Source organism: Paenibacillus sp. NPDC058071 (assembly GCF_042885235.1).
GTDB lineage: Bacteria > Bacillota > Bacilli > Paenibacillales > Paenibacillaceae > Pristimantibacillus.
Genome location: NZ_JBHVSK010000004.1, coordinates 331,107 through 343,586, shown reverse-complemented (window position 1 = coordinate 343,586; position 12,480 = coordinate 331,107). Strand labels below are relative to the sequence as shown.

Below are 12,480 nucleotides of genomic sequence, written 5' to 3'. Positions count from 1 at the left end.
AATCCTTTCTCAACCTTTCGTTGCTATATTCTACTATACCTCTCCGCGCTTTCCGATGCCAATTAGAATGCCCCATCGCCCAAAAAAGGCAGACTGCGGCTGTCCAATTCTATTCTTCTTCGTCAGCCGCTCGCCATAAAAAAACCGCCGAATCAGCGCATATGCTGATTCGGCGGTTGCCTGCTTCGTCTTGCTTATTCGACTGCCGCGCCGACTTCCTTCACCATTTCCTCGACGGAAACGAGACCGCCGCCGGACAAGTACCGGTAGTTCGCGTCCAAGTAAACGATATGGCCGTCTTTGAACGCATTCGTTTCCGTCTCGTTGACCGTTTGCAGCGGCACATACATTTCTCCCGGAAGCGCAACTGCGGCTTGCTCTACTCCCGAGCGGTCTCGAATGACCGCCAGCCTCATCCCCGTGCCCCTCCTTGGCCCCAATAAGCCTCCGTCCATTCGCGCACCCAGGCGAGCAACTTCAAGTCTTGCCCTGGCCCGGCAATGAAGGACAGCCCGATCGGCGCCCCTTCCAGCTCTCCGGCCGGTACGGTGACCTGCGGCAAGCCCGACAGGCCGGCGATGCAGCATAGCTGCATCGTATTAATTCGGGCCCGCTCGCTCGCTTCGCCGCTGATTTCGCGGAGCGGCGCCTTCCCTGGCACCGTCGGAATGACGAGAACGCTGTCCTCAGCAAGTAATTCTCGCATCCGCTCTCGGACCGAGCGCCATAGCGCAGCCTGAGGCGTGCTTTTGTCATGGCTTAGCCCGCTTGCAAATTGAAACCGCCCAGAGATGCTGCTGCCGAAGACGGGCTGCGCAGACTCAATCCATTCGCCGTGTGTCTCCCACACCTCCAACCCCTGCATCGTACGAAATGCTGCAGCCCAAGCTTCAAGTCCTTCGGGGGCGACGGTCAGCCGCTTGCTCTCTCCGAAGGCGGAAATAGAATCGAGCACAGGCTTGAGCAGCCGGCGAACAGACTCATCGGCCCTGTCCCAAGCGTCCTCACCTATTAGCATTCGCCGAAACGCTGACCCGCCGCCGTACGCTGCCTCGGATGTCTCTTCCTCGCTTTCGCCCAGCAGCGTCCGGCCGACTCTGTAGAGAAGCGCCGCGTCCCGCGCCATCCAGCCGACCGTATCGAAGCTTGGCGCGAGCGGCACGACACCGTCTATCGCCACAAGGTCGTGGGTCGGGCGAAAGCCGTAAATACCGCAATAGGCTGCGGGCACGCGGACCGAACCGCCCGTATCGGTCCCAAGAGCGAAATCGACATCGCCAGCCGCGACTGCGACTGCCGATCCGCTTGACGATCCTCCAGGCAGCCGATCCGGCGTTCTCGGGTTGACCGGCGTGCCGTAGTGATCGTTTTGTCCATTAATGCTGTACATCAGTTCGTCGGTATGCGTCGTTCCGCATAATTTCGCACCGCTCGCAAGCAGCTTCTCAATGGCTGAAGCGGTCTCCTCTGCAGGACCATGCGTACGCAGCCAGTCGGGATTGCCCGCTCCGCTCGTATAGCTCTTAATCGCGAAAACATCTTTCACCGCAAACGTCAGCGCGCTCAGCGGCCCCTGGCCCGTCGGCTCCAGCACAATATCTCTTCGCCTAAATGCGTTATATTCGTCCTGCATTCGTTGCACCTCCATACCAGCTACTCCTATTCGCGTGAACTATGTGTTCGCATCACGCCGCGCTACGCGACGTTACGCAGCATCATTAGTTCGCATCACACTGCGTTATGCGACATTACGCAACGTGCGTTCGTATACATCACGCGGCGTTACGCTGCGTCGCACAACATTACGCCGATTGATACACATTCCGTGGATCGCCCTCATTACCAGCCGATTGCTGCTCCGTCGCAGCGCGGGTCAGTGCCTCCGCTCAAAATTCCGTCTTCGCTAATCGCAATCGCATGAGCATGACCCATAATCCCCTCCCAGTCGCCCAGCTTGCGGACAAGATGGCCGGCCTCGCCAAGCCGCTCGGCGGTTTCCTCGGACAAGCGCCCTTCAATTTTCAACTCTTGTGTCGGCGCTCCCCATGTCCGGCCCCATACCCATCTTGGTTCATCGACCGCCTGCTGAGGATTCATGCCGAAATCAATCATTCGCGTCAGCAGCGCAATCTGTGTCTGCGGCTGCCCTTCGCCGCCTTGCGTGCCGAACAGATGAGTCGGACGGCCGCCTTTCAGTGCCATAGCTGGCATCAGCGTGTGAAACGTGCGCTTGTTCGGCTGCAGGCTATTCACATGATTCGGATCGAGCGAGAAAAACGAGCCGCGATTTTGCAGCAGTATACCGGTTTTTCCGGCTACGACGCCGGAGCCGAACTCAAAGTAGAGGCTTTGGATAAATGAAACCGAATTGCCGTCTGCGTCGACCACCGCCGCGTACGCGGTATCGCTGCCCACCGGCCGGCTGTCAAGATCCGAAGCCGACCCGGTATCGATCGACGATGCAAGCTCCGCCGCATACTCCCTGCTGAGCAGACGATCCAGTGGAATGTCCGCAAAGCCCGGATCGGTCAAATAACGGTTGCGGTCGCGGAAGCCCAGCTTCAACGCTTCAATCATGGTGTGATAATAAGAATAAGAGCCGTGGCCCATCGCTTTAAGATCAAAGTTTTCTAAAATGTTCAACGCCATTAGAGCGACGAAACCTTGCGAATTTGGCGGCACTTGAAAGACGTCGTAACCTCGATAGGTGCTGTTTAGCGGTTTCACCCATTCGCCGCGATGCTCGGCAAAGTCCCGTTCCGTCAACAGGCCGCCGTTCGCCTGCAAATAACGAACTATTTCCTCCGCAATTGAACCTTTATAGAAAGCGTCGCGTCCTCGTTCTGCCAGAAGCTTCATCGATTCCGCCAAATCGGCCTGCACAAAGCGCTCGCCCGCCATCGCAACCCGTCCTCCCGGCAAATAGACGGCCGCCGTCAGCGGCTCGGCCTCCAGCACCTTTTGCTGGGCCTCCGTGTTTGCCTGTTGATCCGGCGACATCGGAAAGCCTTCCGTCGCATACTCGATGGCCGGTTGCAGCACTTCGGCGAACGGCAGACGACCATACCGCCCTTGCACTTCGCACCAGCCATCAACCATACCCGGAACGGTGATCGCGCTTCGCGGACCTCTCGTCGGAATCGCGGCTTCGCCTGAGTAGCGGTCGATAGATGCCCCGCTCCCCGAACGGCCGCTTGCATTATAGGCGCGCACTTCCCCGTCCTCGCTGTGGAAGCTTAGCCAGAAGGAATCGCCGCCCAACCCTGTCATATGAGGATAGACGACAGCTAGGCAGGCGCTCACCGCCACTGCCGCATCGAAAGCGTTGCCGCCTCTCTCCAGTATCCGAGCGCCAGCCGCCGAAGCCAGATAATGCGGGCTGACCACCATCGCTTTTGTCCCCATCACCGGTTTACTCATACGCCCTCCACCTTTAAGTCAAGTTTTCTAACATGTTATGCTTTTAAAATAACACGCCCTCTCCCGGGCAGGCAATAAGCAATTATGCAAACAAGAAAGAAAAAGACTATTTTATCATTGATAGCGAACGAATATGGGTATATATTTATTCATATAGAAATCATAAAATCAATTTTGTTTTCGTTTTGTCATTGAAACATCAATTATAGAGAGGAGCAGAGTCTATGCATTCCAAACGTCCCGAACCGATCGAAACGGCTCATATAGACGATATCGATCGTAAAATCATATCCGCGCTGCATGCGAATGGAAGAATCTCTTACACAGACCTAGCCAAAGATATCGGACTGTCTCGCGTTGCCGTTCAAGCCCGCATCAATACTTTGATGGAAGAGGGGGTTATCGAGCGTTTTACGGCCGTTATCAATCCGGGCAAAATCGGAATTACCGTATCCGCCTTTTTTAACGTAGAGGTCGAGCCGAAGTATTTGCACCAAGCTGCCGAGCTACTGGCCGAAGAGCCAGTCGTCACGAGCCTTTACCACATGACGGGGCCAAGCAAGCTCCATATGCATGGCTTGTTCGTTAACAATCAGGAGATGGAGCAATTTATGAGAGAAAAGCTGTATACACTGCCCGGGATTATGAGCGTCGATTGCCAGGTGCTTATCAACCGCTATAAAAGTCGAATGGGGATGAGGTTATGAGCGCACAGCCTCCTGTTGCCACGCAGCCATCCGCTCACGGTCTGCCGATCCCTCCCGCCGACCCGGGAGCAAAAGCTTACAGCCAGCTAGGCTGGGCGATGCTGAAAACCGGCATTCTCGGCTACGGCGGCGGGCCGTCGGTGATTCCACTTATCCGTTATGAAGCGGTGACGCGCTATCATTGGATCAACGACGACGACTTCGCGGAAATATTGGCGATCGCTAATGCCCTGCCAGGGCCAATCGCAACCAAGATGGCGGCTTATCTCGGCTATCGGCTGAAGGGCTGGCTTGGCGCCACCGTGGCGGTACTGGCGCATATTTTGCCTTCGGCGATCGCCATGATCGCGCTGCTGTCTGTCGTTCAAGTACTGCAAGGCTCGGCCGTCGTTCAAGGTATGATCGCAGCCGTCATTCCGGTTATCGCCGTCATGCTAGGGGTGATGGCTTACGAGTTTGCGAATCGCGCCGTGAAAGGACTAGGCAAATACCTTGGTTTCACCATGTTCGCCATCGCCTTCTTGCTGCTTCAATTACTGAATGTGCAGGACGCCATTGTGATCGTGCTGTTCCTAGCTTATGGAGCGATACATTTCAAGCTGCTAGGCCGCCTAAGGCAGCGGCAGGCGGATAAACGGAAAATGAAAGAGACTGGCGGGGAGTAGCCTATGATGGATTGGATCGAACTAATAATCGGCTTTTTTATCGCAAATGTGCTCGGTTACGGAGGCGGACCCGCTTCCATTCCGCTCATGTACAATGAAATCGTCACGCGCTACGGCTGGCAAACAGACCGTGAGTTTTCCAACATACTCGCACTAGGGAATGCGCTGCCGGGGCCGATTGCAACGAAAATCGCAGCGTTCGTCGGCTTCGAGGTGTCCGGCTGGTTCGGGGTGCTCGTCGCCCTCGCAGCTACGATTGTGCCGTCGGCCGTCGCTCTGATCTTCCTGTTACAGCTGATGCAGAAGCATCGTCAATCGCCTATCGTAAAAGGAATGGCGCTGCTTGTTCAGCCCGTCATCGCCATTATGATGGTGCTGCTCACGTGGCAAATGACAGCAACCTCCGTCGAATCCTCCGGCATTTGGCAGACCCTGGCTATAGCAGCCGTCGCCTATTGGGCAATGGAACGCCGGAAAATCCATCCGGCTTTCGTCGTCTGCGCCGCCTTCGTTTACGGCGGTCTGGTTTTATCGCATACCATCGTATAGAGCGTGGCGCGCCCATCTTGGTGGTGGCAACTTACAGCCGCTTTAGCGGCCAATTTGGCCGTTAGAGCTATGATAAGTGGACGGACGGGCGTTTTAACGGCCATTTTGACCATCCGAACAAATAAAGGCTGAGCTACAGGATTTCGAGAATCCCGTGGCTCAGCCTTTTTTTCTCTTATCTTGCCGTTAGATCGAGTTATCCCTCGGATACGCGCGCAGCGACTCGGAAGAAGAATCGCTTCCTGTGCTCTCATCGCGCATAAACGGCCAGAAGTTCGCTTTACCGAACATGCGCACCATAACCGGAATGAACAGCGGCAGCATGACCATCGCGTACAGGAATAGTCCGCATAACACGACGGTTGCAATTTGCAGCAGCGACATGACCCCGGACGGGAGCATAGCGGCAAACGTGCCGCCAAGGATGACCGCCGCCGACATAATGACGGTACCCATGTTGCGCATCGCCTCCAAAATGGCTTCCGAAGGCGACAGATGACGGTATTCCTTAAACCGATCCATCAGGAAGATGCTGTAATCGATGCCGAGCGCCATCAGCATGACGAAGCCAAAGAACGGCACCGCCCAACTGACGCCCGTATGGCCCAGCATTCGGACAAATATCAATTCCGTGATCGCCATCGACGTGTAGAACGTCACGATCAGCGAAGCGATCATATAAAGCGGCATAATGATCGAACGGAACAAAATGATAAGGATGATCGAAATGCCAATCAGCATCAGCACGACTGTACGCGAATAATCGGCGTTCGAGATTTGGCTGAGATCGTTGTTCATGCTGGATACGCCGCCGACCGCATACTTCGCAGCACTGAAATCTGTGCCGTGCAGCGCGCGTGCAACCGCCGCTTCCAGACCGCCAATTTGCGACATCGTTTCCTTCTCGTACGGATTCGTCGAGAATACGACATCGAACTTCGCAGTCCGGCGGTCCTCAGACAAATAGACGTTGAGCGCCTGCTGGAATTCATTATTTCCTATCGCTTCCTCTGGGATGAACCAGCCCGTCATTTGCTTGTTCGGCGAGGAAGACAGCTCGTTCAAGTAACCTTTCGCAGACGTTAACCCGTCGGTCACCTTGGTCAGTCCCTCTACGGATTGATCAAGACCGCCAGTCAACTCACCCAGCTGGCTGTTCAGTTCAGCAAAGCCGGATTGCAGCTTCTTCTGTCCGCTAGCAAGCTGATCGAACCCTTTCGTAACGCCCGGCAGCTCTGATACGATACGTCCTTGGCCGTCGGCCGCCTGTTGAATGCCGGCTTGCAGCGATGCGATACCCGCCGACAGCTTGCCGAGACCGTCGGCCAGCGCCGCCTGCCCGCCGGAGGCTTGCGCCAATCCGGTGTTCGCCTGCTTGAGTCCAGTCTCCACGCCCGCCAGTTGTCCGTTCAACTGAGTCAGCTGGCCGCTCAGGCCGTTCGCTCCTTCTTCCAGTTGTCCCATCGAAGCAAGCGCCTGCTTGTAGGTCGGATCATCTGCCAGCTCCGGATAGCTTTGCGCGAGTCCCGCCATTCCTTGCTTAACGCCCGCGAGTCCTTGAGCCAGCTTCGCCTGCTCGGCGGCAATAGCCGAGTAGCCTTGCGAAAGCTGTCCGATACCTGCTCCAGCCTGTTCATAGCCAGCAAGCAGCGATTTGCTGGCCTCCGCCAGCTGATCTGCACTTTCCTTCGCCTGCTTCAGTCCAGCTCCCAGCTCCTTAGCGCCGGCGGAACCGTCGCGAAGTCCTTGTTCGATTCGCTTCAAGCCGTCACCTAGCTGTGCAACGCCGTTTTTCAGCTCGTTCGTTCCAGCAACGAGCGCTCCCGCGCCATCGACGGCTTCGTCCAGCTTCGGCGCGTTATCGCTCAGCGCTGCGCTCGCTTCCGACAAACCTGAACCAATCTCGCCAAGCCCGTCGCCGCTCTGTCCAAGTCCGTCCTCGAGCGTTCCGACCTGATCAGTAACGAGGAAGTTATCCAGCACATCCCCGGCCGGACGGGTTGCGCTGCGTACTGCCTTCACGCCGTCCACCTTCGCGAGTTCACGGCTGACCTGCTCCAGAGCAGCCAAGCCTTCCGGCGTATCAAACGGCTTTTCCGCTTCGACAATAACGGTTGAAGGCAGCGATTCGCCTGGCCCGAAGCTGTCGGCAATCAGATTAAAGGCTTTTACCGAATCGTATTTGTCACCGATCTCATCGAGCGAGTTGAAGGAAATGGTTCCTTTGTACGCTGTCAAGAAAGGTACGATCAGTACCGCAAGAATGACGAGCGCCCAGATTGGACGCTTCAGAGAAAACTTTCCAACAGCGCCCCACAGCGCGCTTGGCTTGTGCTCCAGCGATCCTTTGGATGGCCAGAACAGCTTCGGTCCAAGCACCGCCATGAAGAATGGCACCAGCGTGAACAGCGCCAGCATTAAGACGGTGATGCCGACCGCTACCGCCACCGCCGAACGGTAAAGACCGAACGTGGAGAACCCGATTGATGCGAAGCCCACCAATACGGCAAGGCCGGAGAACAGCACCGTCTTGCCTGCTGTCTGGTAAGTGACGATGATCGATTCCCACACATCGCCTCCGCGATGTGCAAGCTCCTCTTTGAACCGGCTGATCAGCAAAATACAGTAGTCCGTTCCGATCCCGAATAGAACGGCAACTAGGAATATTTGCGTAAAGTTCGAAAGCGGAAAGTTGACGTATTCCACCAAGAATGCGACGACCGATTGCGACACTAAATAAGTGAACCCTACCGTGAGCAGCGGCACGATCGGCGCAACGGCCGAACGGAATACGGCGAATAAAATAATAAGAATAAAGCCGACCGTGATGAACTCGGTCTTTTTCAGGCCGTCCTCCGAGCTTTTCATTACATCCTCGGATATGAGCCAATTGCCAGTATAGTAATGCTCGACCTTGATATCGGAGAGTGCGCCGTACAACCCGTCACGGACTGTCGCCCCTTCTACCCCTTCAAGGTCAACGTTCACAAGCGCCAGCATCGTTTTGCCGTCCTTGGACAGCATTTGATCCTTAAGCTCCGGCGTATCGAGATGCGTCGTCAGACTCGTAATGTGAAGCTGTTCCTTATCGGCCTTCAGCTTCTCGATACCTGACTTAATCGCATTCATGTCTTCTGTCGACAGACCTTCTTTATCGTGGAAGACGAGAACGGTCGCTTCACCGCCGCCCCCTCCCGTCTTCTCGCCGATCTGCTTCGCCATGTCAGCGGCAATGGTCGACGAATGACCCTCCGGCACCGTGATTTGTCCTTTGTCCCGCACGAGCTCCTGCATGTTCGGAGCCGTCAGCATGAGGGCGACGGCCGCTACAAGCCACAACGCAAGAACCGCCCACCTTAGCTTCAGTATCGTCTTCATTCTCTTTTTACTCCTCTCCGTCTCCAGCCGATTGAGCCACTACCCTAGCAAGCTTCTCATAAGTCGCGATAAACGCCATAGCCTCATCCGTCTCGAAATGAGCTAGGAGGCAAGCAATCAGTCCTTTAATCTCCGTTTCAATAAGATCCGCTGCTCTCCTGCCCTCTTCCGTCAATCGAAGCAAAGTGACGCGGCGATCCTTGTCATCCTGCTGCCTTTCAATCAGATGTTTATCGAACAATCTGGAAGTAATTGCTGTAATGGAGCTTTTGCCGACGCAGAAAATATCGGCCAGCTCCGTCGATGTGCATACGCCGACTCCGCGCAAATAACGAAGCGTCGCGTATTGATCAATCGTAATTTCATCGCGCATCAGTTCTCTGATCATCGCGGTTAGTCTGCGATTTACGGTAAACTGGGCCTTTTCGTACCGCGTGATTAGTACATTTAGCTGTCCCAGGTCCGCCTTCATTATATTTCCTCCTCTCCGAGCTTTGTCCTATTTAGTTCTACTGTGAAACTATTCGATTATTGAACTATATCAAAGTACAATCTTCTCAGTCAATCGATGGAATTTGAATAATTGGTGAACAAACTGTTAATTGCTTGTCCCAGTATTTTGTATATAATGAATGTATACGGTTACATTTCAGAATGGAGGTCTGCCCTCATGTACGACGTAATCATTATCGGCGCGGGGCCGGCGGGCGCAAGCGCAGCGATTTTCACGGCAAAAGCAGGAAAGAAAACATTAATGTTCGAGAATGGCAAAGGAATGACGAAACGAGCCTGGTTTGAGAACTACTATGGCATTCCGGCCATCGGCGGTCCGGACTTTGTCGAGACCGGCAAACAGCAAGCCGTCAAGCTCGGAGCCGAGCTGAAAGAAGAGACGGTGCAGAACGTCGTTCCGATTGCAGGAGGCTTAGCGGTCGAAACCGATCAAGGCCGTTATGAAGGAAAGCATGTCTTGCTCGCAACCGGCGCTCTTGCTGATCTGGCGGACCACATTGGCGTACGAACGAAGCCCGGTACGGAGCCTCGTATCAAAACGATCGTTGATGTCGACTCCTCAGGCAAAACGAACGTCGAGGGCATATGGGCTGCCGGCACCGTTGCAGGCGTAAGCGTGCATGCAGTCATTACGGCCGGCGACGGAGCGAAGGCGGCCATCAACATCATTAGTGAGCTAAACGGCGAACGTTATGTCGATCATGACATCATGAAAGCGTAATTCAACAATAGACGAAAGCGATCGATACAAAGAGAGCCCGTTTTTCACCGCCAGTACGACGGTGAACGGAGCTCTTTTTTTCCATCGTCAAAAGCGGTATTTTGGCAAATACTTTTCTAACAATCATTGCCCAACTTATCTAATAGATTAGTGATATATTGGCAGTGACATCTAATGTTCAGTCAGCCATTCTATTAACGAATCGGGGTAACCTCATGTTCAAATTTCTATCCATACTAAAAAATCGCAGCCTGGCTCTTACGAGCTCCGTTGTGCTCGCCCTACTCTTCATTGTCGTCATCGGGGTCACGCAATGGCTGTCGTACAATGCGCAGAAAAACGCATATATCGAGGACATGAACCGCGCAACCCGTACTTTTAGCGTTCAGACACAAGCAAATGGAGCCCTTATTCAAAACGCCAATAGCATCATGCTAGCCGCCGGAGATATGAACTCCTCCGATTTCGCTATTCTGAAGCAGCAGCTTGACGCGATGAACGAGAATGAGCTGGTCCACAATACGTATATTTTTCTGCCGGACCTTACCATTACGGGAGATAAGAAAAATCTAAAAGTTCTTCAGGCTAACGAATCGATGCAAGCGATGGGCTTCAAAACCAACAGCCTGTACAATCTGCCGCCTGAATTTTTAGCCGGGTACGATGTCGTGAGAAAAGAAGGCTTCGCCCAAGTGGACGTTTATGAAGATGAAACTGGCAAGTGGATTACGAATTTGACCGCCATCCATAACGAGAAGGGTAAAATGATCGGAATATTCGGCGTCGATTTCGATTACGGACAAGTACAAGGAAAGCTGGACGCCATCTTGTGGAAAAGCGTAGGCATCGCCGCCGCTTTCATCGCAGGCGCTATGATCCTTGTCGTCTTGCTCGTACGGGCAGCGCTTAGACCGCTCCGCCGGCTGGCGGAGATTTCGGCCCGAACGGCCGAGGGCGACCTCACTTCTACCGTGTCGGTGACAAGCGGTAACGAAATCGGACAAGTGTCAGATGCTTTTAATAAAATGATTCTTAGCTTGCGCGGCCTGACGCAAAACTTAAGATCGGCCTCCAACGAAATGTCTACGTCCTCCGCCGGCATGCAGGAGAGCGCAGACCAGACGGCAGCCGCCACGCAAGAAGTGGCCGAAGCGATTCAAGAGGTCGCCGCAGGCGCCGACACTCAGCTCCACAGCTTTAAAGAATGCCAGCGCGCCATGACTGAAATGACGGTGGGCATTCAGCGGATCGCCGAATCGTCGGCTTCCGTATCGGGAATGGCGGGGGATACGACCGAGCTGGCTGCGGCAGGCGAAGCGGTAATTGAACAGACCGTCGATAAAATGAAATCAATCGAGTCAAGCGTAACCGATACCGTCAGCGCGCTTGAAGAGCTGGAGCAAATGAACGGCGAGATCGGCAATATTTTGGCCATGATCGGCGATGTCGCCAAACAGACAAACCTGCTCGCACTTAACGCCTCCATCGAAGCATCCCGCGCCGGCGAGCATGGCAGAGGCTTTGCCGTTGTCGCAACGGAAATTCGCAAGCTGGCCGAGCGGTCCAAACAATCGTCGGACGAGATCGGCACGATTTTGAACGGCATTAGCACGCGCACGGGCGACGCCGTTCGTTCCATGGAGCGCGCCGTGGTCGATGTTCGCGAAGGCTCGAACGTATCGCAGCAAGCTGGTGACTCCTTCCGTTCGATATTGGAGGCAATCCGCCGCGTATCCGATCAAGTGCAGGAGGTTTCCGCTGCATCGGAGCAAATGTCGGCTGGCAGCGAAGAAATCGCCGCCTCGCTCGACCAGCTTGAGCATATCGCTGAGAGCTCTTCTACCCAATCGCAGCGTGTCGCCGCCGCTTCGGAAGAGCAGCTCGCCTCGATGCAGGAAGTGGCAAGCTCGGCGTCCCAGCTCCGCAGTCTCGCCTCCTCACTCAATGCGGAGATCAGCAAGTTTAAAACCGAGTAACGCGTTTAACCCTATGTATATAGAAGCGCCTAGCCGTCCATGTGGACCGCTAGGCGCTTCGTTTTTTGATATAGCTGATCAAGCCTCGCTGCTTGCCATCGCAATACGCATTACGTACTGCAGACCGTCTTCGGACCCTTTGTCGCCGATGTTACCGCAGCACCTATAAAGTTCCCGCTCATTTACTTCCCTATAGCTAATCAGATCCCACACATCGCATGTTGTCTCCGGTCTGCGTCCCCCTGCTACCGTAGAACCTATCAGCCTCCGCACATCGCGTATCGTCTCCGGCATGCAGCCACTTGCTACCGTCGCTCCTATCGGACCTCCGCACATCGCGTATCATCTCCGGTATGCAGCCACTTGCTACCGTCACACCTATCGGACCTCCGCACTTCGCGTATCATCTCCGGCATGCAGCCACTTGCTACCGTCGCTCCTATCGGACCTCCGCATATCGCGTATCGTCTCCGGCATGCAGCCACTTGCTACCGTCGCTCCTATCGGACCTCCGCACATCGCGTATCATCTCCGGTATGCAGCCACTTGCT

At 54.8% G+C, this 12,480-nt stretch carries 10 protein-coding genes and 1 pseudogene; 5 read left to right on the top strand and 6 right to left on the bottom strand.

What is annotated here, in order from left to right; all coding sequences use genetic code 11:
* Positions 1-194: 194 nt before the first annotated feature.
* The 3 genes and pseudogenes from ACFVTB_RS09205 to ggt all read right to left on the bottom strand — a co-directional run.
* Positions 195-317 (bottom strand): annotated as a pseudogene (locus ACFVTB_RS09205) (ABC transporter); the annotation flags it as partial.
* Positions 318-412: 95 nt separating this feature from the next.
* The gene (locus ACFVTB_RS09200) at positions 413-1,648 is read right to left on the bottom strand and encodes an amidase (protein WP_387747674.1); all 1,236 of its coding nucleotides are present in this window, start codon (positions 1,646-1,648) and stop codon (positions 413-415) included.
* Positions 1,649-1,839: 191 nt separating this feature from the next.
* A complete protein-coding gene (ggt, locus tag ACFVTB_RS09195; RefSeq protein ID WP_387747672.1) occupies positions 1,840-3,420 on the bottom strand; it encodes a gamma-glutamyltransferase in 1,581 nt (526 codons plus the stop codon).
* Between the two features lie 224 nt (positions 3,421-3,644).
* Here ggt and chrS point away from each other — a divergent pair, with 224 nt between their 5' ends.
* Genes chrS through chrA form a run of 3 tightly spaced genes read left to right on the top strand, consistent with a single transcriptional unit; the run spans position 3,645 to position 5,341 of the window.
* Complete coding sequence (gene chrS, locus ACFVTB_RS09190; RefSeq protein ID WP_387747670.1) at positions 3,645-4,127, top strand: chromate efflux transcriptional regulator ChrS; 483 nt, start codon at positions 3,645-3,647, stop codon at positions 4,125-4,127.
* Positions 4,124-4,792: a chromate efflux transporter ChrB gene (gene chrB / locus ACFVTB_RS09185; protein WP_387747668.1), complete on the top strand. Its 669-nt coding sequence runs from the start codon at positions 4,124-4,126 to the stop codon at positions 4,790-4,792. The genes chrS and chrB overlap by 4 nt, the downstream gene beginning before the upstream one ends.
* Before the next feature lie 3 nt (positions 4,793-4,795).
* A complete protein-coding gene (gene chrA, locus ACFVTB_RS09180; protein WP_387747666.1) occupies positions 4,796-5,341 on the top strand; it encodes a chromate efflux transporter ChrA in 546 nt (181 codons plus the stop codon).
* Between the two features lie 186 nt (positions 5,342-5,527).
* Here chrA and ACFVTB_RS09175 read toward each other — a convergent pair whose 3' ends face one another.
* Positions 5,528-8,719: an MMPL family transporter gene (locus ACFVTB_RS09175; protein WP_387747664.1), complete on the bottom strand. Its 3,192-nt coding sequence runs from the start codon at positions 8,717-8,719 to the stop codon at positions 5,528-5,530.
* 7 nt (positions 8,720-8,726) lie between these two features.
* Positions 8,727-9,191 (bottom strand): MarR family winged helix-turn-helix transcriptional regulator, encoded by a 465-nt coding sequence (locus ACFVTB_RS09170; protein WP_387747662.1) that lies wholly within the window; start codon positions 9,189-9,191, stop codon positions 8,727-8,729.
* A gap of 198 nt (positions 9,192-9,389) precedes the next feature.
* Between ACFVTB_RS09170 and ACFVTB_RS09165 the strand changes: the two genes are divergently transcribed.
* Both ACFVTB_RS09165 and ACFVTB_RS09160 read left to right on the top strand, forming a co-directional pair.
* On the top strand, positions 9,390-9,953 hold the full coding sequence (locus tag ACFVTB_RS09165; RefSeq protein ID WP_387747660.1) for an FAD-dependent oxidoreductase: 564 nt from the start codon (positions 9,390-9,392) through the stop codon (positions 9,951-9,953).
* Positions 9,954-10,168: 215 nt separating this feature from the next.
* Positions 10,169-11,929 (top strand): methyl-accepting chemotaxis protein, encoded by a 1,761-nt coding sequence (locus ACFVTB_RS09160; RefSeq protein ID WP_387747658.1) that lies wholly within the window; start codon positions 10,169-10,171, stop codon positions 11,927-11,929.
* A gap of 78 nt (positions 11,930-12,007) precedes the next feature.
* Here the strand turns inward: ACFVTB_RS09160 and ACFVTB_RS09155 are convergent, their stop codons facing one another.
* On the bottom strand, positions 12,008-12,265 hold the full coding sequence (locus tag ACFVTB_RS09155) for a hypothetical protein (protein ID WP_387747656.1): 258 nt from the start codon (positions 12,263-12,265) through the stop codon (positions 12,008-12,010).
* Positions 12,266-12,480: the final 215 nt, after the last annotated feature.